A 22611-nucleotide genomic window follows, 5' to 3' on the forward strand; every position below is an offset into this window, starting at 1 on the left:
CACCACCGGAAAGGCCGACATACCGATGAGCACCCAGAACGACCGGGTCCGCGCCGGCGATCTGCCCCGGGAACAGGGCTACCCGGTCGTGGACTCCGCGGAACTCGAACCGGTCGTGCGACGCCCGTTCCGTCGTGCCCGCCGTTCCCTGCACGAGATTCCCCGGCAACCGCCGGGTACCGTCCTGGTCTTCCAACTCGGTGACGCCTACGAGGTGCTGCCCGACCCGGACCTGCGCCTGGACGCCGCCCTCGTGGTCGACGCCGTGGCCGTGGCGGTCGTCTCCACCAGGCACACCCTGCGCGAGGTCACCGCCTACCTGCCTAGCGCCGATCCCCGTACCTGCGTGGCGTTGCGGGCGCGCTTCCACTGCTGGGTCACCGATCCGCAGCTGGTGCTCGACGCCGGTTGCTGGGACGTCGAACCGTTCCTCACCGACCACCTGGTCGCCGACCGTCGACTGCGCTTCATCACGCAGGCCACCGATCCGCACACCGGCTGGCAGGTCTTCCACCGCAACTCGACCGCCCGGATCTTCGCCTACCACGACCTGCACCCGCTCGTCGTGCCCGGGCTGCGGACCCGGCTGGTCGACGTGGCGGTCGAACCACAGCGTCTCGCCACACCACCCCGGCCGCGCGACAGCACCCGTCCGGCCGACGTACCACCGGTCCCCGATGACGGTGGTGCGGGGCGGAGCCCGGCCACCGACGGCGCCTCGATGGCGGACGGGCCGGCCCCGATGGACGGAGACCCCGCCTTCACGCCCGACAACTACACCTGGGGAGAGAACTCGTGACCGAGCACGGACGCCGACGCGGCATCGGGCGGGCTCTGCGCATGCTCACCGGTGTCGAGGAGGCCCTCCTCGACACGGTGCCGAGCGAACGCGCGCGCTACACGGCGATGGGCGGCGTGGTCCTCGGGACCGCGCTCATGGCCATGTTCTCCATGACCGTGGCGCTGTACTGCGTCTTCGACGGCTTTCAGCCCGCCATCCTGCTGTTCGTACCGGTGTGGGGGGCGTTCATCCTCTTCCTCGACCGGTGGCTGATGTCGAGCATCGCGGGGCCCCGCCTCGGAGAGCGTTTTCGCAAGCTGCTGCCCCGGCTGATGCTCGCCGTCGTCTTCGGTGTGATCATCGCCGAGCCGTTGCTGCTCGGGGTCTTCCACACCGCCATCAAAGAGCGGATCAAGCACGATCGCAGCGACGCGGTCCTGCAGCGCGAGAGCGACCTCAGGCAGTGCAACCCGCTGCCAGGCGCCACGAAGGAGGAACTCCAGAAGGCCGACGAAGCGAAGTGCGACAAGCTGAAGCTCTCCGTCGCCGCCAGCTTCCAGGCCAAGGAGAAGGAGCTCGCTGAGCTACAGGCTCAGGCCACGGAGCTCAAGAAGGACACCGACGCCGACGACGCCGAGTACGCCCGCCTGGAGGCACTGGCCCGTAAGGAGTGCAACGGCACAGATGATCCGGAGACCACCGGCGATTTCGGAGAGGGGCCGAACTGTCGCCGGCTGCGCGGCGAGGCCGACCAGTTCCGGCGGGACCAGCGGATGGACGCCAACCACCGCAAGCTCACCGACCTCAACAACCGGATCGTCACGCTGACCGAGGAGCTCGCCACGGAGCGCGCGGACACCGGGCGGCTCATCACCGACCGGATCGACAAGGAGAAGAATGCCTACCGGTCCGAGCAGAAGGGCATCGGCCTGCTGGAGCGCCTCGCCGCCCTGCGCGACCTGGTCGAGGAGAAGAGCCAGGTACGCGCCGCCGAGTGGGGCCTGCGGCTGTTCTTCATCGCGGTGGACGCCCTGCCGGTGCTGCTGAAGTTCCTCAACGGCTTCAGCGCCTACGACCACGTCGTCACCGACCGGTTGACCGGACAGCGTCGAGCCCAGCGGGTGGCCAGCGAAACCGAGCGCCGACGCCTGGTCATCCAGGAAGAGCTGGCCCGGCACCAGATGAACGCCGAGCACGCGGCCGCCCTCGACAAGGTGGAGTTCGACGCCCGGATGCGGCACGTCGACGTCGAACTCCTCCGCGAACAGGCCACCGACTCACGCGCCGAATACCTGCTCCACGACGCGCCGACGATGCCCCTACCCGTACCACCGGGCGACCCGGCACTGGACATCGACCCCGACGGGGGGCGGCACCGGTGAGCGTAGCTGTCGCAGAACGCAAGAAATACCCGATCTACATCGTCCTCGACGTCTCGGACTCGATGCGCCGCGGCACGGCCGGCGCCCGGCCCCCGCTGGACGAGTTCACCGAGATGATCCCGGACCTCATCATGTCGCTGGCCGAGTCCCGGGCGCTGGCGACGACGGCCTGGATCAGGGTGATCGCCTTCGGAGACCGCCCCGAACCGCTGTGCCGGATGACCTCGCTCGCCGGTCCCGTCCAGGTGGCCGGCCCACCGGACGCCGTCCAGACGGACTACGTCGGCGTCCTGCGTTACCTGCACGAACAGGTCGGCCCCGACATGCGCCTGATCGAGGAGGTCGGCAACGGGCGGGATCACCGGACCAAGGTGGCCCGACCGCTGGTCTTCTTCATCACCGACGGGGCACCGTACGCGGACCACCGGTACCAGCACCCGAACGAGTGGATGCCCTACCGGGACCGGCTGGTCGGGCCACCCGTGCAGGCGCGGATCGCCGCGATCGGCCTTGTCGGTGCCCACCCGCGCACCCTGTGGACGCTGGCGACCGGCAGGCCGGGCGGGCAGCGCAACGCGTTCATCGCCGAGCCGCAGGCGTCGGGGGACGGTCTGGCCCGCAGCGTCATCGAGGTCATCCAGCGCAGCATCACCCTGTCGGTCCGAGCCGGCGAAATGATCATCGACACGCCACGCGGGATGCGCCGTGTGGATGGATGACGCCGTCCTGACCGCGGCGGCGCTGCTCGTCGCCGGCGCAGCCGTGTACCTCGGGGCGCTCATCGGCTGGCCCCGGAGCTGGCCGTTCCGCCGGCGCGACGCCGGGCACCACGACGACGGCAGGGCGGGCATCGCCGTCGTACCCTCGGCGAACGGTGCGCCGACGCAGGGCCAACCCGGCCGGCCGGCGCCGGGCCGCGCGGGCGGGTCGGCGCCGGAACCGGCCCCCGGCGGCGTCATGACCTCCCCCCGCCTCCCCGGCCGGCAGACACCGGCGGTACGTCGCTTCGTCATCGAGCCCGGCACCGACAGCCGGGAACCGGAGTCCCGGCTGCCCGCCCAGGTGCTGACCACCAGCGGCTGGCACGGATCGTTCTTCCACGGCACCTGCGGCACCGCCTCGAGTCCTCGCCCTACCGCTCGGCTGACCGTGCGCGGCGCGACGCTCCGCGGCGCCACCCATGCCAGCCTCGGCACCGAGGGACAGGACGCGATCGGAGCCGCGTGGGACGAGGCACGGTCGGCGCTGTACGTCGCCGTGGCCGACGGCCTCGGATCGCTGCCCAGGTCCGGCCGGGTCGCTGCCGAGGCTATCCGCGCCACCTTGCACCTCTGCGTCCACCGGCCGCCCGCGCTCTCGTTCGCGGACAGCGGTGAGCGGTTGTTCGAGGCCATCGCCGACGGCATGGTCCGGTCCCTGGCCGCGGATGCGGGAGTGCTCGACGGGGCCTGCACCCTTGTGGTGGCCGAGGTGCTGCCCCGCTTCGACGGTGCCGAGGTGACGGTGCACGGCGTGGGCGACTCCGAGGCGTGGGCACTCTACGACGGCTGCTGGGAGCCGCTGCACCACGAGCGAGGCGGGGCTGACAACGCCACCCGGGACCTGCCCGCCCACAGCCGCCCGCAGACCCGCAGCTTCCTGCTCTCCCCCGGCTCGGTGCTACTCCTCGGGACCGACGGCTTCGCCGCTGGCCTCGACACCGGCACCTCACCGCTCGCCCGGGGACTCGCCGAGTATTGGCGGACCCGTCCGTCGTGGCTGGAGTTCGTCAATCACGTGAGCTTCGTCGACGAGTACTACTCCGACGACCGCTCGGCGATCGGCGTGTGGATCGGCGAAGGGGATGCCCGTGACTGAACGGAATGAGCCAGACGACATTCGGGTGCCGCAGGCGGAGCTGCGCCGTCTGGTCGACGAGGACGTGCTCATCGAGGACGGCGGCAACGCGGTCATCTACTGGTGCGAGTACCGCCAGCAGAGGTACCTCTACAAGCGCTTCCGCGAGGAGCACCGGACCGCCGTGGACGAGGCCGCGCTGGTCCGGCTCGTCCGATGGCGCCGTGCCCTGTCGCCGGCGTCGCGTACGGAACTCGACCAGCTCGCCGCATGGCCGCGCCACGTCGTGTACACCGACACCGGTCAGCTCGGTGGAGTGCTGATGCCCGCCGCCGGACCCCGCTACTTCCGGCCGGTCCGGGACGGTCGACGCACCCCCCGTGGCCTGTACGAGCTCATCGGCTCCCCAAACCGTCCGGGGGCACCCCTGGCGGTACGGGTCAGCGTGCTGGGTCGGCTGATCAAGGTCGTCCGGTGGCTGCACCGCCAAGGCGTCGTCGTCAACGACCTGCAACCGGACAACCTGCTCTACCACTGCGCCGAGTCCGGTGCGGCCGTGTACGCCGTGGACTGCGACTCGATGGTGTCGCCGGCGCAGTGGGGCCGCACCGGCCCGTTGGCCGTACCGGACCTGATGAGCGAGGTGCTGCCGGTCGACACCGAGCCTACCGTCGAGACCGACCTGACCAAGCTCTTCTGGATCGTCGCCAGGGTGCTGCTCGACGAACCGTCGGCGATCGGCATCGGACCACGGGATCAAGCGCTCCTGCTCGGCGCCGTACCCGCCGCTACCCGCCGGCACATGACGGCGCTCCTGCACGATCCGACCGACCAGGCCTCCTGGGCGGCGCTGGCGACCGAGTGGAACGTGCCGCTGCCGCCTCGGTCGTCACCGCGTCGGCCGCCGGAGCCCGTCCCCGCGGCACTGCCGAGGTGGAGTCACCGGGGTGGCTGGTTGCCGCCGGGGTGGTCGTACCGCCCCCCGCCGGGCCCGCCGGTGCTGCCCGCGCGGCTCAACGGTAAGCGGACGGCGCGCTCCGTCCGGGTGGCGGTCTCCGCACTCGTCGGGTCGGCAGCGGCCGCGATGACGCTGTTGTCCGTGCTGATCGTGCAGCTGGTGCTGGGAGGACGGTGAGATGAGTTCGTTGCGAGTCCTTGTTGACGGGCAGGAGGTCGAGCTGCCGGAGGACGTGCACTACCTCCTGCGGGACGGCGAGCGGTTGACCGTCAGTCCGACGCCGGCCGACGCGGAACCGGACCGGCAGCTCGGCTTCTTCGTACCGATCCTCGGGCGGTGGTTCTTCCACGCCGACAACGTGCCGGCCGCCCGGGTGCTGCGCATCGACGGGGCGGCAGTCCGCAACGTCCGGCAGGAGCTGCCCACCGGCCGGGTGACCGAGGTGGCGTTGACGACCGACGTGGCCACCCGCCCGGTGAACCCACGCCGGCCGGCCGACGGCGATCACACCCCGGCACCCCCACCGCCCCCGCCGGTCCACACCGCTGCGCCACCCCGTGGCGCAATCAGGTATGTCATCGGCCGGGTGGGCACCAAAGCAGACATCCCCGTTGACGACCCGCTGGTCCGCGCCCGCCACGCCACCGTCCGTATCGACAGCAAGGGCCGCTGGTGGATCGCCGGCGAGCTGTACGTCGACGGGGTCCGACGGATGTCGGCGACCCTCACGGACGGACAGGTCTTCGTCGTCGGGCAGACCGCCGTCACCGTGAGCCCGGACCTGCTGCCGAACGCCCCCGGCCAGACGGGACCCCGCCCCGGCGTCCGCGAGCTGCGCAGCGGGGAGTTGCGACGCCCCACCACTGAGACCGGCCTCGCCGTCCGCCTCGACCATGTGACGGCCGTCGGGGACAAGGGCAAGGTGCTCCTCGACGACGTCAGCCTCGACATCGCCCCCGGGCAAGTGGTTGCCGTGGTCGGCCCGTCCGGCGCCGGCAAGTCCTCCCTGATCAAGGTACTGATGGGCGAGCTGACGGAGACGTCTGGCAAGGTCCACCTCGGTCCGGGTACGGATGGAAGGACTGATCCACAGCTGCGCCGGCGACAGGTCCGGTATGTGCCGCAGGGCGACGAGGACCTGTTCAAGACGTTGACGGTACGGGAGACGCTGAGCTATGCGGCCCGCCTCCGCGCCGCTGCGGACACGCTGCCCCGGGAGATCGATGACCGGGTCGGGGATGTTCTGCGCCGGCTGGGCCTGGACCAGCCGGCCGATCTCCCGGACCGTCGGGTCGGCAACCTGTCGGGCGGGCAGCGCCGGCGGGTGTCGATCGGCACGGAACTCGTCGGCAGCCCGCAGCTGCTTCTGCTGGACGAGCCGACCAGCGGCCTCGACCCCGGCAAGGACCGCGCGATCATGGCCGACCTCCGGGCGGTGAGCGTCACCTACCACTGCACGGTGCTCATCGTCACCCACTCCACGGAGCATCTCGGCCTGGTGGACAGAGTGGTCGTCGTCGCCAAGGGCGGACGCGTCCACGACGCGGGTCCTCCGGAAACGGTGCTGCGTACGCTCGGCCACGCCACCTGGGCCGACCTCATGGTGGAACTCGACCGGGAACCGGCAACGCCGGAGAACCGGCCGGTCACGGCGGGCAGCACGCCACCACGGAGCCCGCTGCCCGCCCGGTGGGACCTGGCCGGGCTCCGCACCCTGCTGCACCGGCAGTTCACGCTCACCTCCCGGCGGGGCCTCAGGTCCCTGGCGGTGCTGCTCGCGGTGCCACTGATCTGTACGGGCTTCGCGGTCGTCGCCTCACCCGACGGGCTCCGGCCGGGGGCGGAAATGGGGGCGGTGCTGGCCATCCTCGTCACCGTGGCGGCACTCACGGGGGCCGCCCTGACCTACCCCGACATCGTCGGCGACGAGAAGACCCTGCGCCGTGACTTCCGGGTGGGTGTCGAGACAGCGCCAATGATCCTCGCCAAGGCGCTCGTCTACTCCGGCGTTTGCGCCGTCCTGGCCGGTGTGGTCACCGTGGCGTTCGCACTGGTCCGCGCGCTGCCTCCGATGGTGTACGGCGTGCCACCGCTCGCCATGCTCTACGGCGTGGTCCTGCTGACGATGCTCGCGTCGATGGGGCTGGGCATGTTCATCTCGGCGGGCTCCCCGAGTCTGGAACGGGCGGTCACGTGGAGCACGCTGCTGGCCGTGACGCAGGTGGCGCTCAGCGGCACCCTCTTCCGGCTCGGCGGGGTGATCGGGGTTGCCACCGGCGTCCTGCCCACCCGGCTGGGGCTGGCCGCCGTCGCCTCCTATTCCGACCTTAACCGGCATCGCCGTCCTGCCCTGTACGAGGACTGGATGTGGGACAGCGGCGTCGGCAGGTTCTGGGTCCTCAACATCATGGCCATGCTCGTGTTCCTGGTCGCCGTCGCCGGTGCGGTCCGGCTCCTGCACCGACGATGGACACGATGACCGCAGGAACCGGGCCGCCGCCATGATCAGCACGCCGGACAGAACCGCACCCAAGGCCCGCTGAGCGCCGGCGTACGTCGTCGGGTCGGTCCCGCGGGTAGTAGGTCAGCGCGCTGCCGTGCCCCAGCCACCGGCGCAAGCCGAGCGAGAAGCCGCGGGCCCGATCGTCGGCGACGTCGGTGAGCCCCACCTGGTCGAGCACGTCGTCGATCCGGTGCTCCGCGCATCACGTAGCGGCGCATCCACTACTTCGGACGGCCGGCGACCTCACGTCGCCCGCTGCGGACCGACTAGTTCTCCGGCCAAGACGCGGAGCGGCCGACCAGCGCGAGGATCCGTGCCAGTGGCTCGCCGTCGTCGGGTACGGACAGTCGGGGGGCGAAGGCAGCGCCGGGGGCGAGCCGGCGATCGTCGTCGGGAATCGCCTCGGCGACGGTGACCGCCGCCCGCAGCAGCTCCGCCGGCAACGCGAACGGCAGCGCGAGGGAGCGGGCGACGTCCCAGCCGTGCACCACGTAGTCGATGAAGTGGAAGCTGATCGCCTGCCGGCCCGGCACCCGGACCCCCTCGCCGAACTCGGGGAGGGCGAACGTCCGGTCGAGCACGCCGGGCGCCCGGAAGGCGGCGATGACCTGCTCTGCGGCGTCCGCATGGTCCGCCGCGGGGCGGTCGCCGAGGGGGCGGACCCGCCACTCGTCGAGGGAGGCGCCGTCGCCACGGGCCGAGGCGGCGAAGCCGAGATGCTGCGCGGTCAGGTGCGCCAGCAGGGCGGCCAGGTCCCAGCCGGCGCAGGGCGTCGGCCGGCCCAGGTCCGCCGGGCGTACGCGTTCGACCAGCGCCACGGTCGCCCGTACGGCTGCCTCGTCCGCCGCGCGGAGATCCGGAATAGTATGCATACGCTTACGGTCTGCTGAAGCGTACGGTATGTCAAGGTGTATCTTCCCGAGGTGACCGCCGTACCCCCTCGTGACCAGGACGACCGGCCCGACCTGGCCGCCGTGGTCACCCGGCTCAGTCGGGCGCTCATCGCGCGGGAGCAGCCGATCCTCGCGGCGCACGGCGTGTCGATGTGGGGATACGTCGTGCTGACCGCGCTCGACGAGACACCGCTGCGCACGCAGGCGGCCCTGGCCCGCACCATCGGCGCCGACAAGACCCGGATCATCGGCGTGCTCGACGACCTGCAGGAGCGCGGCCTCATCCGACGGCAACCGGACCCGGCCGACCGGCGGGTGCACCTGCTCCGGCTCACCCCGGCCGGTCGTCGGTTGCGGACCAGCACGCAGCGGGCCATCCGGCAGGAGGAGGACCGCCTGCTCGACCGGCTGCCGGCGGCGGATCGGCAGGCGTTCCTCCGGGTGCTGCGCACCCTCGACCCACGGAGCTGACGACCACCACCCGGCGGGAGCCGGGACAGCGGGTCTCGTGCCGGTGCGCTCGCGGGCACAATGATCACCGTGCTCGCCGCCACCCGTACCCTGCTGACGTCGCTCGATCCGCTGCCGTACCGCGAACGGATGCGCCGCCTCGCCGCCTGGGCGCGCACCGCGCCCGACCGGGCGCAGGTCTGCGCCGACCTGCGTGACCAGGGCTCCTACCAGCGACACCTCGCGCTGGTCGCGGCGCAGGTGACCCGGGACGCCGACGGCATCGCCGCCGCCGCGCACGACCCGCACCCGTCGCTGCGGGGCGCCGCGCTCACCGCGGCGCTGCGGGCCGGCCTCCCGGTCGGTGGCCTGGCCGACCGCTCGGCGACGGAGCGGCGCCGGATCTACCGGGCCCTGCGCCGTCGGCACCTGCCGGCCGTCGCCGACACGCTGATCACCGAGGTCCGCGACCGGTTCGGCGACGACGAGGCCGCCACGCTGCTGCCCGCCTGCGGCACCGACACGGTACGGGCGCTGCTGCCCGACCTGGAGCACGCGGTCAGCCTCCACCGGCTGGTCCGCCGGCATTCCGGCCCCCTGCTGGACCGGGTCCGCGAACGGCTCGCCGGGGCCCCGCCCGAGCTGCGCGGCGGGATCTGGGGACGGTCCGCCGGCGCGGTGCTGCGCTGTGCTCCGGCCCAGGCCCTCGACCTGCTCGAACGGTACGCGCCGGAGGCGTCGCTGCCCGGCCCGCTCAGCGCGTACGGGGTGCTCGCGGCGTACGACGCGTTTCGCGTCGTACGGCTGCTCGGCACGCCCGGTCGCGCGGCCTGGCTGCGGCGGACCGCGCTGCCGCCCGCCCTGCTGCGTCGCCTCGCGGCGCTGCCCACCGAGGAGCTGGCGCCGCTCGCCGGCCGGTTCCGGGACCACGGTCCGGCGCTGGCGGCGCTGCTGGACGCCGTCGCACCGAGCCGGCGCGGGGAACTCCACGACCGGGCCCTGGCCGGGGTCGACCCGGCGGTGCTGATCCCGGCGGCCGAGGTCATGGAGGTGCTGCCCGCGGCCGTGCGGATCCGCGAGGCGACCCGGGTGCTGGCCCTGGCGGTGACCCGCGAGCGGGAGGCCGACGTGCGCGCCTGGAGCGCCTACCTGGCCTGGCCGGACGCGTCCGCGGCACTGGCCGGGGCGCTGCGCTCCGGCGACGCCGACGAGCGGGCGCACGGCTGGGCGCTGCTGGTGGCGGCCGCCCGCCGCACCCGCGACCCGCAGGCGGTGGCCGAGGTGGTCGACCGGCTCGGCCGGCTGCGCAACGAGCAGGACCCGGTACGCGCCGCCGCGCTCGGTGCGCTGGCGACGGTGGCCCCGGTGCTCACCGCCGGGACGGCGACCGGGTTGACGCGGCTGACCACCGACGCGGTCGAGGCCCGCGACGCCTCCGCCGCCACGACGGGTGCGCTGAGCACGCTCGCCGCCGACGTCCTGCGGCACCACGTCACCGTGCCGCCCCTGCGCGAGTGGGCACTGCTCACGATCGACCTGGTCGGCACCGGTGCGAACGTGCCGGTGCTGCGCCGCTTCGACCAGGTGCTGCGCCGCGGCCAGGAGACGGTGGTCTTCGACCGGCTGCACGGCTGGGTCGAGGCGGCCATGGCCCGCGGCCGGTACGGTCCGCTCTTCGCGCTCACCCATGCGCTCGGCCGGCGCGCCCGGCGGCTGCCGCCGTTGCAGGACCTGCTGCGGCGGGCGATCGGCCCGCGCACCCTGCCCTCGGTGGCCCGCACCGCGATCGGGCTGTGGCTCGACGACCCGCGGACCCGCGCGGAACGGGTCGCCGAGGTGCTCCGGATCGACCCGTCGACGGTGACGATCCACCAGGTGTGGGTGACGGTCTGCACGTCCCGCACCGACCTGCTCGACCGGGTGCTGGACCGCGCCCCGCGCGGCCGGTTCGTGGAACCGGGGACGCGCTGGGTGCCCGGCCCGGCGTTCCGCCCCGATCGCTGGCTGCCCCGCCAGCAGGCCCGTTTCGTGGCCCTCCAGGAGCTGGTCGTGGCCGACGCCGGGCAGGGGGTCTGGCAACGGGCGGCGGCGATCCGGGCCGCCGCCGGCGTTCCCGGCGCGGGCCGCGAGCTGGTGCTGCGCCACCTCGACGCCCCCGAGGTGCCGATCGCCGAGGCGGCGCTGACCGCGCTGGCGCAGACCGACCGGCCGGACGAGGCGCTGCCGGTGCTGCTCCGGTACGCCGACAGTGACCGGACGCGGGTGGCGCTCTTCGCGGCCGGTCGGGCCGCCCGGTTCGTCCCGCCGGCCCCGCTGGCCGAGGCGCTCGGCGCGGTGCTGACCGGCCCCGCGAAGGTCACCAGCCGGAAGGAGGCGGCGCGGTTGCTGGCCCGCTACGGGCCGCCGGAGGTGCTGGCGACGCTGCTGGCCGCGTACACCGATCCGGACGCGCACCGGGACGTGCGGGCGGCGATCGTCGCCGCCGCCCGGCGCCGGCTGGAGATCGAGGCGAGCTGGACCATCCTGCGCCGCGCGGTCGACGGCAGCCGGGAGGAGCGGCGTGCCGTCCTGTGGGCGCACCCGTACGCCATGGCGGAGCGGCACCGCCCGCGCTACGCGGCGCTGCTCGTCGACGCCTGCCGCGCCCCCGACCGGGAGGTCCGGCGGGTCGCGTTCGGTCAGCTCGGGGAGTGGTCGCCGTGGCTGGTCGGCAGCACCGACCTGGTCGTGGACCGGCTCACCGACCTCGGCGAGACGCTGGTGCACCTCGGCGTGGCCAACCTGCTGCGGGCCGGCGGCGACGCGGCCTTCGGCGCGGCGCTGGCCCGGCTCGTGGAGCGCGACGCGGATGACACCCGACCTGCCGGCCCGGCCGCCGACCGCCCGGCCCGACGGCGGATCGACGTCGTCGCCCGCGGCGCGGTCATCCGGGCCCGGAGCCGCCCCGCGCAGGCGGACCGGAGCGCCCTGGTGGAGTCGGCGCGGTGGCTGGCCGGTCGTCCCGGCTTCACCGGTACGGCCGCCGCGCTGCTGGTGGACCTCGGCCGGCTGGACAACCTGGACGAGGTCGCCGACCTGTGCACGGGCCGCCCCGTCCTCGCGGTCCGCACCGCCGACCACGTCGGCGCGCGCCTGCGCGACCTCGGCGAGTCGACCGACCCGGCACTCCTCGCCGGCACGGTCGGGCGGCTGGCGGGGCGGGGTGACCTCGCCGGAGGGCTCTTCGCGGTGGCACTGGTCCGGTACGGGGCCGGCGTCGGCTGGCCGGACCCGTGGCGGAACCTGCTGATCGGACTGCGCGGGCACCCGGACGCCGACGTCCGCGAGGAGGCGTACGCCGTCGACATGAGCTGACCGGTGCGGCGGCCCGGTCAGTCGCCGAAGACGACGGCCTCCCGGCGGCGGAAGCCCGGACGCATCGCGGCGAGCAGCAGCCGCAGCACCGGGCCGGCGATGGCGCGCAGCTCGTCCATCTCCGCCGGCTCGGCGTAGCGTTCGAGCCGGGGCAGTTCGAAGCGGATCGAGCCGCCCCGCCGGACGGCGCGCTCCACGGTGGTCCAGTCGGCCACGCTGACGTACCGCCGGATCACCGGGAAGAGCAACCGCTCCTCCTCCTCGATGTGCGCGTCGAGCAGGTCACTCAGCCGGGTGAGGCCGGCGGCGAGCCGCGCCGCGACCGTACGCGCTCGCCCCTGGTCCGCGGCGGCGGAGGCGAGGACGGCGACCAGCTCGTCCGCCCCGGCCCGCACCTCGTCCAGCACCGGGTCGAGCGCCGCGTGGTCGGCGCTGAGGTTCCGCAGGTCGACCGCCGCGCCCGCCGAGCGCTCCAGCACCGGCCAGAGCACGTCGTCCTCGGTCTGGTGGTGATGGTGGATGCCGGTGCAGAGCAGCCGCAGATACGTCCGCAGGGCCGTCGCCCGGCGGCGGTCGTACGTGATCCCACCGGCGGCCACCCGGTCGAGCAGCTCGGCCAGCCGCCGGGTGTCGGCCCGCATGGTGCGATGGTTGACGCGAAAACCGAGGAGGTTCGGCTCGGCGCGGGGGGTGGTGGTGCCCATGTTCCGCGACCCTACGCCGCCACTCACCACAGGGGACTCCCGCAGGCCGGGAACCAGGGAAAAGACCCGAAAGCGGCCGTGGTGTTCCGCGCCGAGGTCCGTCGCCTCTTCCTCGCCCGCACTAGAGTTGTCAGTCACTGACAAGACTGCGGACTCCCCGTGAGGTGCCCTGATGGCTGGTGCCCCGTTGCGCGGCCGGGTGCGGTCCGAGGTCCTGCAGCGGCAGGCCGAGATCGCCGAGACGGTCGTGGCGACCATCGTCGCGCAGATCCCCGCGTACGCCGCGCTGTCGCCCGGCCAGCTCGACGAGGTGCGCGCCATCGCGTCGTGGGGCACCGGCCGGGTGCTCGACCTCTGGGTGGCCGGTGGTGAGCTGTCGCCGGAGGACCTGCGCCGGTTCCGGGGCATCGGTGCGGCGCGGGCCCTCGACGGCCGACCCCTGCCGGCGGTGCTGCGCGCCTACCGGCTGGCCGGGCAGGAGGTGACGTCGCGGGTCGAGCGGCTCGGCGGGGACCGGCTGGCGGTCGCCGACATGATGGACCTGGCCCGGCTCTGGATGGCGTGCATCGACGCGCTCTCCGAGGCGATCTGGGAGGGGTACGCCTCCGCCACCGAGCGGGTCGGCGGCGACCGCTCGCACGCCCTGGGCGACCTCGTCGACGACCTGCTGGTCGGCCGTCAGGTCACCCGTACCGGGCTCGCCGACCGGGCGCGCGAGCTGGGGGTCGACATCCCCGACCGGCTGACGATGCTGCTGCTGCGCCCGGCCGACGCGCACACCGAGGTGACCCTGGAGGCGCTCGACGCGTACCTGCACGCGGCGCCGGGCGCCCCCGCCGGAGGGGTCCCGCTGCGGGTCCGCGACGGGCTGGGCATCGCGCTGCTCGCCACCGGCGGGGAGCCCGACACGGCCGGCCTGGCGCAGCGGCGGTGGCGGGGCTGCCGGCTGGCGAACCTCACCGTGACCGAGCTTCCGTCCCGGTTCCGGCTGGGCACCAACCTGCTCCGGTACGCCCCCGCCCGGGCGTTCCGGCCGGACCGGCCGCTGCTGGCGGAGGCCGACGCGCACGTCGTGGGCCTGCTCACCCGGCATGCCGACGCGGACCCGCACCGGCTCGCCGCGCTGGTGCTGGCCGGGGTGCAGCCCGGCGGGCTCACCCACCTGACCGAGGGACTGGACGCCTTCCTCGCCACCGGCTCGGCCAGCCACGCCGCCGAGTTGCTGGGGCTGCACCCGCAGACCATGCGCTACCGGCTGCGCCGGCTGCGCGACCTGACCGGCCGCGACGTGCGCGACGCGTGGGACCGCCTGGTGCTGGAGTCCGCGCTCCTCGTCGCCGGCCCCTTGTCACCCGGTGAGTAACCAGCTTGTCCCCGCCGACAATCATCGTTGCGGTGCCGGTGACCGCCCCCGCAGGCTGGCCGACGTGAACGCAGACGTCATCATCGTGGGCGCCGGGATCGCCGGCCTGGTCGCCGCCGCCGAGGTCGCCGACGCCGGGCGCACCGTCCTGCTGGTGGACCAGGAGGGTGAGCAGAACCTCGGCGGCCAGGCGTTCTGGAGCCTCGGCGGCCTCTTCCTGGTCGACAGCCCCGAGCAGCGCCGCCTCGGCGTCCGCGACTCCCTCGAACTGGCCCGGCAGGACTGGTTCGGTTCCGCCCAGTTCGACCGGGCGGACGACCGCTGGCCGCGCGCCTGGGCGGAGGCGTACCTGGACTTCGCCGCCGGTGAGAAGCGCTCCTGGCTGCACCGGATGGGCCACCGGATCTTCCCCGTGGTGGGCTGGGCCGAGCGCGGCGACGGGCGGGCGACCGGCCACGGCAACTCCGTGCCCCGGTTCCACATCACCTGGGGCACCGGCCCCGGTGTCGTCGCCCCCTTCGAGCGGCGCGTCCGCGCCCACGCCGACGCCGGCCGGGTCACCTTCGCCTTCCGGCACCGGGTCGACGGGCTGATCGTGGAGTCCGGTGCCGTGGTCGGGGTGCACGGCACGGTGCTGGAGCCCACGACGGTCGCGCGGGGCCGGCCGAGCAGCCGGGTCGCCGTGGCCGAGTTCGCACACCGGGCGCAGGCCGTGATCGTCACCAGCGGCGGCATCGGCGGCAACCACGACCTCGTACGCCGGGCCTGGCCGGCGCGGCTCGGCACGCCGCCCCGGCGGATGGTCTCCGGCGTCCCCGCGCACGTCGACGGCCGGATGCTGGGCATCGCCGCCGACGCCGGCGCCCACGTGATCCACCCCGACCGGATGTGGCACTACGTCGAGGGCATCCTCAACTGGGACCCGATCTGGGACAACCACGGCATCCGGATCCTGCCCGGCCCGTCGTCGCTCTGGCTGGACGCCGCCGGCAACCGGCTGCCCGCCCCCTACTTCCCCGGCTTCGACACCCTCGGCACGCTGCGCCACCTGCGCGCCACCGGATACGACTACTCCTGGTTCGTGCTGACCCAGAAGATCATCGAGAAGGAGTTCGCGCTCTCCGGCTCGGAGCAGAACCCCGACCTGACCGGCAAGGACCTCAGGCTCCTGCTCTCCCGGGTGCGCTCCGGTGCGCCGGGGCCGGTGGAGGCGTTCAAGCAGCACGGCGAGGACTTCGTGGTGGCCCGCACCGTCGAGGAGCTGGTGGCCGGGATGAACCGCATCGCCGACGACGACGTGCCGGCGCTGAACGCGGCGGCCGTCCGCACCCTGATCGAGGAACGCGACCGGCAGCTGGCGAACACGTTCACCAAGGACGCCCAGGTGATGGCGATCAGGTCCGCCCGCACCTATCGCGGCGACCGGCTCATCCGGACGGCGGCACCGCACCGGCTGCTGGACGAGGCGGCGGGTCCGCTCATCGCGGTGCGGCTCCACATCCTGTCCCGCAAGACCCTCGGCGGTCTGGAGACCGACCTGTCCGGGCGCTGCCTCACCGGCGACGGGTCGGTCCTGCCCGGCCTCTACGCGGCCGGCGAGGTCAACGGCTTCGGCGGCGGCGGGATGATGGGCTACAACGCGCTGGAGGGCACCTTCCTCGGTGGCTGTCTCTTCTCCGGTCGTACCGCCGGGCGTGCGGTGGCCGCCCAGGTCGGCTGAGCGGCCCTACGGCCGGGTGATCCGGTCGCGCAGCCAGGTGTGGACGCCGTCGAGCGCCGTGCGGGCCAGCGCGACGGGGTGGCCGGTGAAGCCGTGCGGCGCGTCGGGATAGACCCGGACCTCGACGTCGTTGCCGGCCGCCGACAGCCGACCGGCGAGCGCCAGGTTGTCCTCCAGCAGCACGTCGGCGCTGCCCACCACGAGCAGCGTCGGGGGAAGCCCGCCGAGGTCGGCGTAGACGGGTGAGATGTCGGGTCGGGTGCGGTCCGTGACGTGGCCGGCGTACGCCTGGATGAAGTACTCGTCGGCGATGCGGCGACCGGCCGGGGTGCGCCCGCTCAGGTCGTACGTGCCGAACTGGAGTGCGGCGCCGACGAACCGGCCGACGGCACCGCCGTCCCGGAGCCGGAGCAGGGTCACCAGGGCGAGAGTGGCGCCCGCCGAGTTCCCGCCGATGGTCAGCCGGGACGTGCCGAAGCGGGCCTCGGCCCGGTCGACGAGCCAGCGCGCCACCGCCTCGCAGTCGTCCGGTGCCGCCGGCCAGGGGTGCTCGGGCGCCAACCGGTAGTCGACGCTGACCACGGCGAGCTGCCGGGCCTCCGCCAGCTCGCGGTTGCGCCGGTCCCCGCGCGCGGCGGACTCCAGATAGAAACCGCCGCCGTGGATGTCGAGGTGGACGCCGAGCGGCGGGCCCCCGGTGGGGGTGAAGATCCGGACCGGAATGCGGGTCTCCGGGACCGTCTCCTCGACGGGGGGCGGATCGGCGACCGGCGGGGCCGCCCGGCCGGCCCGTGCCGCCGCCAGCTCCGCCGGCGAGGCGGGACCGCGTCCCGCCACCCGCGCCCGATAGAAGGCCCGGGCCTCCTCTACCTGCTCGGCGGGCACGTCGACCAGCAGTGCGTCCAGCGCGAGTCGCACCGGCCCTCCCCCGTCACTCGGCTCTCGTCGCCACGCTACCGCCGGCCCCCGACAATGGACGCGTGCCGGATGACCCGACGATCGACCTCTCCCCCGCCGAACTGCGCGAGGTCGCCCGCTACGCGGCGGCGTGCGCCCGGCCCGCCCTGGCCGTCTACGAGGCCGACCACCCCGCCGATCCACGCCCCCGGGCCGCCGTTGACGCCGCCCAGGCGTACGCGGAGGGAGCCCGGCGGAGCAGGGCGCTGCGCGACAGCGCCTGGGCGGCCCAGCGGGCGGCCGGGGAGGCCCGCGACGCCGGGCGGCCGGCGGCGAGCGAGGCCGCCCGCGCCGCCCTCGCGGCGGCCGGCGCGGCGTTCCTGCATCCCCTGGCGAAGGCGACCCAGGTCAAGCACATCCTGGGCGCGGCCGCCCATGCCGCCCGCGCGTACGAACTCGACGCGGGGGACGACCCCACGGTCGGTGCCGACCACCTCGCCCGGTTCCGGGTTCTCGCCCCACCGGTCGTGGTGGACGTGCTCCGGCGCTACCCGGCCGCCCCCGACAAGGGCGGCCGGGTCGGCGAGCTGATCCGTCAGTTGGACACGTCACTGCGGTCGGCGGGGTGACCGGACCGGCCGGGCGGGAGTGTCACGTGGCGGGGTGGATGGTCGCGTACCCCTGGCGGGGTGACGGCTCCAGCACGGACCGGCCGGCGAAGATCAGCTCCGCCAGCGCGAGCCGCTGGTGATAGAAGTTCAGCGACGACGGGGCCTCGAAGATGTCCGCCGAGGCCAGGAAGAAGGGCAGCTCGGCGAGGAGGTACTGCATCGCCTGCTCGATCCGTTCGGGCTCGGGCGGGCCGTCGTACCCCCGGCCGGCGAGCACGTCCATGCTCATCTCCCGGCACGTCTCCCACAGGGCGCGGTCCTCCCGCAGGGCCCGCTCGCACTCCGCGAACCGCTGGCGGTAGACGTCGTGGGACGTCAGCTCCGACATGCGGTGCAGGCCGTCGCGTTCCCGGGGCCCGCCGGAGGCCTGCCAGGCCCGGGCAACCCGGTTGTACGACACGTTCGCCTCGTCGCGCGCCTTGCGGTTCGCGCGTCGCGGCTCGTAGCCGAGGGCGAGGTAGGTGTGGTGCAGCGCCGAGTCCGGGATGATCACGTCGACCCGCTCGAACTCGGCGGTAAGCCAGCCGAGCAGGTCGGTGAGCCGCGACACCTGGAAGTAGCTGTTGCCGGGGCTCACCCCGCACACCACGTGCCTGCGCTGCTCCCAGATCGCGTGGCTGTCGTCGGTGAACGGTTCGACGACGAAGGGCCCCCGGCGGTGGACCGGGTTCCGGCTCCGGTGGGCGGTCTGTCCGTGCGCCGCCATCAGGTCCACCGACCGGTTCCGGGATGCTCGGCCTCGTCGAGGTAGCGCCGCCGCAGCTCCTCTCGGATGATCTTTCCGGTGCCGGTCCGGGGCATGTCCTCGGCGTCGATCACGATCGGCTCGGCCATCGGGGGACGGCCGCGGCTGACCCGCTTCCACAGTTCCCCGTCCAGCTTCCCGTCGGGGGTGGCGACGATCGGCACCGGCGGCCCGTCGGGCACCGGCAGCAGCGCGACGTCGTGCCCGCCGGGCAGCCGGTCGACGAGGATGTCCTCCTGCTCGAGGTTGCTGCCACCCGGGACGTAGTTGACCTCACGGTCGATCAGCATCAGGGCGCCCGTCCTGCTCTTGATGCCGATGTCACCGGTGTTCCACCACTCGCCGACCGCCTTCTCCTGCCAGCGCTCGGGCTCCTTGTAGTAGCCGATGCAGCGGGCCTTGGTGCGGGCGAGCACCAGCCCCGGCTGACCGTTGGGCACCGGCTGGAAGGTCTTCGGGTCGACCACCTTCAGGGCGACGAAGCCGGGCATGGGCCGGCCCACCCGGCGCGGGCCGGGAAGCTCCTCGCGCCGCTTGTTGGCCGTACGCCGGGTCACGAACGTCATGCCCATCCCGCCGGTCTCCGACTGCCCGTAGCCCTCCCGCCAGAGCGGGAACGGGTGCCGCGAGGCGTTGAGGAACGGCCGGATCGTCGACCACCGCACCCCGTCGAAGTTGCTGATGAACGCGCGCACCGAGGCGAACGCGTCGCTGCGCGGGTCGTTGGCGAGTTTCTCCAGCCGGACGTAGTCGATCGGCAGCGCCTCGATCACGGTGGGCCGGTGCTGGTGGAACATCGGGCCGACCACCTCGGGGTCGCTGTCGCTCATCACCAGCACCTTGGTGGGCGACAGGGTGAGGGTCGAATAGAGCCAGGTGAAGGCCCGGGCGTGCACGTACGGCGTGAACATCGCCACGACGTCGTCGCGGCCGAAGGTGATCGGCGGCAGGTGACGACACTCCAGCCGGGCCATCTCGCGCTGGAGCTTCGCCGGCGTGTACATGATGAGCTTCGGCACGCCCGTGGTGCCGGATGTGTGGGTGAGCATCATCAACTCGTCGTCGGGGCGCGGGGCGGGCGTCGGGTCGGTGCTGCCGTAGAGCTCGGCGAAGGAGAGCGCGCTGGAGTCGCCCTCGTCGAGGGAGAGGGTCTGCTCCGCGAACGCCGACAGCAGGGCGCCGTCGCTGCCCTTGCTCGCCAGCAGCCGCTGGTTGCTGACCAGCAGTTTCGGCTCGACGCGTTCGAGCAGCGCCCGGGTCGGGTCGGGCGGCAGCAGACCGGACACCATGACGGGGATCGCGCCGATCCTGACCCCGGCGGAGGCGAGCAGCAGGCAGTCGAAGTGGTTGTCCTTGTAGACGACGAACCTGTCGCCGGATCGGAGCCCCGCCGCGTACAGCGCCCCGGCCGTCCTGCGCACGATCCCGGCGAGCGCCTCCAGATCGAGGACCTCCTGCCTGGCGGGATCGATGTCCAGGGGCCGACTGGGGCGGAAAATCATCGGCTTTCCCACTTCGGCCCGACGGTCGAAGAGGAGGCCGACGCTGGACTCCCATAACCTGAGATTTGCCACCATTCCTCATTTCCCGGATCGCTATCCAGTCAGTGCGATCAATACCGTATTGTCGGCGTCGGGCCTTCGTCAAGGAAGAGAGCAAGGACGAGGGTGCGCATCTTAATCGATGTCGGTGGATTGTGCAGGGCGCCGGAGTAAGCCGCTCCCACCTGCTGTTACGCCCGATCGACGGGCGCTCCCCGAGCGGCTTCCAGCGCTTCGGGTTAACATTCTTGACCACCTGTTCCCACTCTATTAAACGAGCGGGTGCCGGTGACGAAATCCACAGACGCACGTGTCCTGCGCTCTCGGCGCAGGGTGCCGCACGTGCGCGGAAAGAGCAGCGCAGCCGACTGCTCACCACCGAGAATCGACAGCGCCAGTCCGATCCGAAGCCGTGTTTAGCTCCGACCACGCATTCACCGGCGACGAATTAGGGATGGCGTGATCCAGGCGAGCGCCACGAGCAGGAACCAGCCGCCGGGGTTCGACGGCGCGAGCACCAGGGCGACGACAGCGCCGAGTGCGCCGAAGAGCCACATCGTGCGCGGCGGCAGCGGCCGCTCGGCCGCATCCGGAACAGGGGCGTCGGGGTCGTCCGAGGTCAGGAGGCGATCCTGGTGACGGCCCGGCACCTCGTCAAGGCACGAAGCCGCCACCCCGCTGACCTGATCGACTCGTCCTCCGAACGGGAACCGGGCAGGTGCCCGTCAGTGGTCGTTGAGCATGAACACGAGCGTCCGGTGCTCGACGTCGAGGAACGCGGTCCGCCACCGCGACGACGGGGCGGCCTCGTCGTACGACCGACTGTGCAGCCACCGTGGTCCGCTCGGCAGGAACGGCACCAGGGCCGGCCACACGTCCACCGGGTCGCCGGGCTTCGCCGGCACGAAGTCGTAGCGCTCGGCCAACGCCCGGGCGTCCTGCGGCCGGAGCGTGACCACACCCTGGTACGCCCAGTCGGTGGGGCCGGGCACCCGGGAACACGGGTCGGCCTGCGTACGCACCTGCCAGTGGATCTCCGGGTAGTCGCCGAGGTCCGGCAGCTCCCCGGGAGGGTCCCAGCGGTCGGTGCGTACCTTCGCCTCCGCGGCCGTCACGGAGTCCTGGCAGGTACGCGTCTGCGCCTGGTCGTCGCCGACGAGCCGGAAACCCGCCCAGGCGCAGCCGACGAGCGCCAGCAGCAGCACCGCGGCGGCGCCGGTCACCACCGCCAGCAGCGGCTTGCGCGTCTTCATGGCCCCGAAGCCTAGGCCCCCCCGACCACCGTCACCGTCCACACCCCACGCCCGCCGGCGCACCGCGAGGCCCGGTCGCCACCGACGCCGATCCGTCAGGATCCGGTCGCCTGATATCTGCGCAGCGCAGCCTCGGTGAGCTGGATGAGATACCGGCCGTCCCCGGGTGTGTTGCCCTGCTCCTGGACGACCACCAGGTCGGTCCCGATCCGGACGAGGATGCTGTCACAGCGCAGGATGCCGGTGCCCGACGTCATGGTGCAGCCGACCCGAAGGCTCTCGTCGCCCAGCGGCGGCCCTGCCGACACCGTGAAGCGGTAGCTGCCGCCGACCCGGCCGGAGGACGCGACGGTGGGGCACCGCCCGAGGAACGTCCGCAGGTCGCTCATCGCCCGTCGGGCACCCGCATCGGCGTACGTCCGGAGCACCTCGGTGCCCACCCAGAGGCCGTCGGGGCCCGCGTCGACGCTGAGCGTCGCCCCCGCCATGGCTGCCGGGGTGCCGGTGAGCCGGCTGGCCGACAGCAGCGGGATCAGCTCCGCACAGGGCGCGTCGGCAGCGGGCCGGTGCTCTCCGGCGTCGGACGGCATGACGGTCGCGATGTCCACCGCGAGTCCGGCCGGCCCCGCGTCCGCCGTGACCAGGCGGGCGGAGAGCGCAGCCGAGTAACCGCGCCCACCGGTCGACGGGACCGTAGGGGACGCCGCTGCGGTGACGCCGGCCGACTGCGCCGTGGGCGGGATCGTCCCACCCGCCGGTCGATCCGTCGACGGACCGCACGCGGTCACCAGGCAGACGGCCAGCACCGCCCCTGACCACCGCAGCACCATCCTGAGCACCGGGCCGGCTCCACCTCTCCCCCGCGGGACGCGTCAGGCTAGCAGCCCACCCGTCCCGCTCGGTGACCTCAGACGAGCCGCTGGAGGCGGACCTTCGGGCGCTCGTTCCTGAGGTGGCCGTACTTGTGCTGGCGGACCTGCTCGGCCCAGGCCTCCTGGTCGTCGTCCGGGTCCGGCGGGACCCACCGGTGGGAGCCGTCGCTGTAGTGGAACTTCTCGTCCCCGCGCCGCAGGATGCTCACCGCAGCCACCCCAGGAACCGCCGGTGCAGCGTCCCCGCCGGCACCTGGTGCAGGTCCTCCGCCGCCCGCGCCAACTGCGCACCCAGATACAGCGCGAGCGACACCCGGGCGTCGGCGAACTCCGCCCGCAACTCCCGCCGCCGCGTCTCGCACGGCCACGGCCCGCCGCAGCCACCGCAGGTCCACACCGGCGGCACCGGCCCGTGGCTGCTCACCCGCGACCTCCGAGCACGGTGGCGGTCCACCGCCGCGCCTGCCGGCTGGTCGCCCACTCCACCTGCCAGCACGGGTACGGCGTGAGCCGCCCCCACCACGCCCGGCACCCACCGCACATCCCGTCCACACCCGCCAGGTGTACGCGCAGAATCCGCCGCTCCTGTTCGGTCACGACTTCTCCCCCGGCCAGTGCGCACCGCTGATCGGGATTCGGTGCCGGCTCCGACAGGGCAGCTCCGCGCCACAGCGGCACACCCATCGCC

The 22611-nt window shown here is 73.4% G+C and carries 22 protein-coding genes; 11 read left to right on the forward strand and 11 right to left on the reverse strand.

The window, feature by feature from the left end:
* Window positions 1-25 precede the first annotated feature (25 nt).
* The 6 genes from ABUL08_RS14610 to ABUL08_RS14635 are packed head-to-tail and all read left to right on the forward strand — an operon-like array spanning window position 26 to window position 7436.
* The gene (locus ABUL08_RS14610) at window positions 26-799 is read left to right on the forward strand and encodes a hypothetical protein (protein ID WP_350930463.1); all 774 of its coding nucleotides are present in this window, start codon (window positions 26-28) and stop codon (window positions 797-799) included.
* Window positions 796-2163: a DUF4407 domain-containing protein gene (locus tag ABUL08_RS14615; RefSeq protein WP_350930464.1), complete on the forward strand. Its 1368-nt coding sequence runs from the start codon at window positions 796-798 to the stop codon at window positions 2161-2163. Before ABUL08_RS14610 ends, ABUL08_RS14615 begins: the two co-directional genes overlap by 4 nt.
* Complete coding sequence (locus ABUL08_RS14620; protein WP_350930465.1) at window positions 2160-2882, forward strand: vWA domain-containing protein; 723 nt, start codon at window positions 2160-2162, stop codon at window positions 2880-2882. The genes ABUL08_RS14615 and ABUL08_RS14620 overlap by 4 nt, the downstream gene beginning before the upstream one ends.
* The gene (locus ABUL08_RS14625) at window positions 2875-4020 is read left to right on the forward strand and encodes a protein phosphatase 2C domain-containing protein (RefSeq protein ID WP_350930466.1); all 1146 of its coding nucleotides are present in this window, start codon (window positions 2875-2877) and stop codon (window positions 4018-4020) included. The genes ABUL08_RS14620 and ABUL08_RS14625 overlap by 8 nt, the downstream gene beginning before the upstream one ends.
* Window positions 4013-5134 carry a hypothetical protein gene (locus ABUL08_RS14630; protein ID WP_350930467.1) on the forward strand — a complete coding sequence of 374 codons (1122 nt, stop codon included), beginning with the start codon at window positions 4013-4015 and terminating at the stop codon, window positions 5132-5134. Before ABUL08_RS14625 ends, ABUL08_RS14630 begins: the two co-directional genes overlap by 8 nt.
* A 1-nt stretch (window position 5135) precedes the next feature.
* On the forward strand, window positions 5136-7436 hold the full coding sequence (locus tag ABUL08_RS14635) for an ATP-binding cassette domain-containing protein (protein WP_350930468.1): 2301 nt from the start codon (window positions 5136-5138) through the stop codon (window positions 7434-7436).
* 290 nt (window positions 7437-7726) lie between these two features.
* Here the strand turns inward: ABUL08_RS14635 and ABUL08_RS14640 are convergent, their stop codons facing one another.
* On the reverse strand, window positions 7727-8332 hold the full coding sequence (locus tag ABUL08_RS14640; protein WP_350930469.1) for a TIGR03086 family metal-binding protein: 606 nt from the start codon (window positions 8330-8332) through the stop codon (window positions 7727-7729).
* Window positions 8333-8368: 36 nt separating this feature from the next.
* Here ABUL08_RS14640 and ABUL08_RS14645 point away from each other — a divergent pair, with 36 nt between their 5' ends.
* Window positions 8369-8824 (forward strand): MarR family winged helix-turn-helix transcriptional regulator, encoded by a 456-nt coding sequence (locus ABUL08_RS14645; protein WP_350930470.1) that lies wholly within the window; start codon window positions 8369-8371, stop codon window positions 8822-8824.
* Between the two features lie 60 nt (window positions 8825-8884).
* A complete protein-coding gene (locus ABUL08_RS14650; RefSeq protein ID WP_350930471.1) occupies window positions 8885-12157 on the forward strand; it encodes a hypothetical protein in 3273 nt (1090 codons plus the stop codon).
* Window positions 12158-12174: 17 nt separating this feature from the next.
* On the opposite strand, the gene ABUL08_RS14655 is transcribed toward ABUL08_RS14650, so the two are convergent.
* Window positions 12175-12861 (reverse strand): hemerythrin domain-containing protein, encoded by a 687-nt coding sequence (locus ABUL08_RS14655; RefSeq protein ID WP_350930472.1) that lies wholly within the window; start codon window positions 12859-12861, stop codon window positions 12175-12177.
* A gap of 172 nt (window positions 12862-13033) precedes the next feature.
* Here ABUL08_RS14655 and ABUL08_RS14660 point away from each other — a divergent pair, with 172 nt between their 5' ends.
* Both ABUL08_RS14660 and ABUL08_RS14665 read left to right on the forward strand, forming a co-directional pair.
* The gene (locus ABUL08_RS14660; RefSeq protein WP_350930473.1) at window positions 13034-14224 is read left to right on the forward strand and encodes a helix-turn-helix domain-containing protein; all 1191 of its coding nucleotides are present in this window, start codon (window positions 13034-13036) and stop codon (window positions 14222-14224) included.
* Between the two features lie 64 nt (window positions 14225-14288).
* A complete protein-coding gene (locus ABUL08_RS14665) occupies window positions 14289-15944 on the forward strand; it encodes an FAD-binding dehydrogenase (RefSeq protein WP_350930474.1) in 1656 nt (551 codons plus the stop codon).
* A gap of 6 nt (window positions 15945-15950) precedes the next feature.
* On the opposite strand, the gene ABUL08_RS14670 is transcribed toward ABUL08_RS14665, so the two are convergent.
* Window positions 15951-16862, reverse strand: a complete 912-nt coding sequence (locus ABUL08_RS14670) for an alpha/beta hydrolase (protein ID WP_350930475.1) — start codon at window positions 16860-16862, stop codon at window positions 15951-15953.
* Window positions 16863-16924: 62 nt separating this feature from the next.
* On the opposite strand from ABUL08_RS14670, the gene ABUL08_RS14675 reads away from it, so the two are divergent.
* Window positions 16925-17470 (forward strand): putative immunity protein, encoded by a 546-nt coding sequence (locus ABUL08_RS14675; RefSeq protein WP_350930476.1) that lies wholly within the window; start codon window positions 16925-16927, stop codon window positions 17468-17470.
* Between the two features lie 22 nt (window positions 17471-17492).
* Here ABUL08_RS14675 and ABUL08_RS14680 read toward each other — a convergent pair whose 3' ends face one another.
* The 8 genes from ABUL08_RS14680 to ABUL08_RS14715 form a co-directional block, all read right to left on the reverse strand.
* Window positions 17493-18218, reverse strand: a complete 726-nt coding sequence (locus ABUL08_RS14680; protein WP_350930477.1) for a tRNA-dependent cyclodipeptide synthase — start codon at window positions 18216-18218, stop codon at window positions 17493-17495.
* On the reverse strand, window positions 18218-19759 hold the full coding sequence (locus ABUL08_RS14685; RefSeq protein ID WP_350930478.1) for a class I adenylate-forming enzyme family protein: 1542 nt from the start codon (window positions 19757-19759) through the stop codon (window positions 18218-18220). The genes ABUL08_RS14680 and ABUL08_RS14685 overlap by 1 nt, the downstream gene beginning before the upstream one ends.
* Window positions 19760-20232: 473 nt before the next feature.
* Complete coding sequence (locus ABUL08_RS14690) at window positions 20233-20472, reverse strand: hypothetical protein (protein ID WP_350930479.1); 240 nt, start codon at window positions 20470-20472, stop codon at window positions 20233-20235.
* Window positions 20473-20523: 51 nt separating this feature from the next.
* Entirely contained in the window at window positions 20524-21051 is a 528-nt protein-coding gene (locus ABUL08_RS14695; protein ID WP_350930480.1) for a hypothetical protein, read from the reverse strand.
* 95 nt (window positions 21052-21146) lie between these two features.
* Window positions 21147-21659, reverse strand: a complete 513-nt coding sequence (locus ABUL08_RS14700; RefSeq protein ID WP_350930481.1) for a hypothetical protein — start codon at window positions 21657-21659, stop codon at window positions 21147-21149.
* 299 nt (window positions 21660-21958) lie between these two features.
* Complete coding sequence (locus ABUL08_RS14705) at window positions 21959-22132, reverse strand: hypothetical protein (RefSeq protein WP_350930482.1); 174 nt, start codon at window positions 22130-22132, stop codon at window positions 21959-21961.
* Entirely contained in the window at window positions 22129-22347 is a 219-nt protein-coding gene (locus tag ABUL08_RS14710) for a hypothetical protein (protein ID WP_350930483.1), read from the reverse strand. Before ABUL08_RS14710 ends, ABUL08_RS14705 begins: the two co-directional genes overlap by 4 nt.
* Window positions 22344-22520 carry a hypothetical protein gene (locus ABUL08_RS14715; RefSeq protein ID WP_350930484.1) on the reverse strand — a complete coding sequence of 59 codons (177 nt, stop codon included), beginning with the start codon at window positions 22518-22520 and terminating at the stop codon, window positions 22344-22346. The genes ABUL08_RS14710 and ABUL08_RS14715 overlap by 4 nt, the downstream gene beginning before the upstream one ends.
* Window positions 22521-22611 lie beyond the last annotated feature (91 nt).

This window comes from Micromonospora sp. CCTCC AA 2012012, assembly GCF_040499845.1.
GTDB lineage: Bacteria > Actinomycetota > Actinomycetes > Mycobacteriales > Micromonosporaceae > Micromonospora > Micromonospora mangrovi.

Coding starts and splice junctions, on each gene's coding strand:
- ABUL08_RS14685 (WP_350930478.1), bottom strand. CDS start 19,759: ATGATTTTCCGCCCCAGTCGGCCCCTGGACATCGATCCCGCCAGGCAG.
- ABUL08_RS14695 (WP_350930480.1), bottom strand. CDS start 21,051: ATGAAGACGCGCAAGCCGCTGCTGGCGGTGGTGACCGGCGCCGCCGCG.
- ABUL08_RS14655 (WP_350930472.1), bottom strand. CDS start 12,861: ATGGGCACCACCACCCCCCGCGCCGAGCCGAACCTCCTCGGTTTTCGC.
- ABUL08_RS14650 (WP_350930471.1), top strand. CDS start 8,885: ATGATCACCGTGCTCGCCGCCACCCGTACCCTGCTGACGTCGCTCGAT.
- ABUL08_RS14625 (WP_350930466.1), top strand. CDS start 2,875: ATGGATGACGCCGTCCTGACCGCGGCGGCGCTGCTCGTCGCCGGCGCA.
- ABUL08_RS14635 (WP_350930468.1), top strand. CDS start 5,136: ATGAGTTCGTTGCGAGTCCTTGTTGACGGGCAGGAGGTCGAGCTGCCG.
- ABUL08_RS14640 (WP_350930469.1), bottom strand. CDS start 8,332: ATGCATACTATTCCGGATCTCCGCGCGGCGGACGAGGCAGCCGTACGG.
- ABUL08_RS14610 (WP_350930463.1), top strand. CDS start 26: ATGAGCACCCAGAACGACCGGGTCCGCGCCGGCGATCTGCCCCGGGAA.
- ABUL08_RS14660 (WP_350930473.1), top strand. CDS start 13,034: ATGGCTGGTGCCCCGTTGCGCGGCCGGGTGCGGTCCGAGGTCCTGCAG.
- ABUL08_RS14680 (WP_350930477.1), bottom strand. CDS start 18,218: ATGGCGGCGCACGGACAGACCGCCCACCGGAGCCGGAACCCGGTCCAC.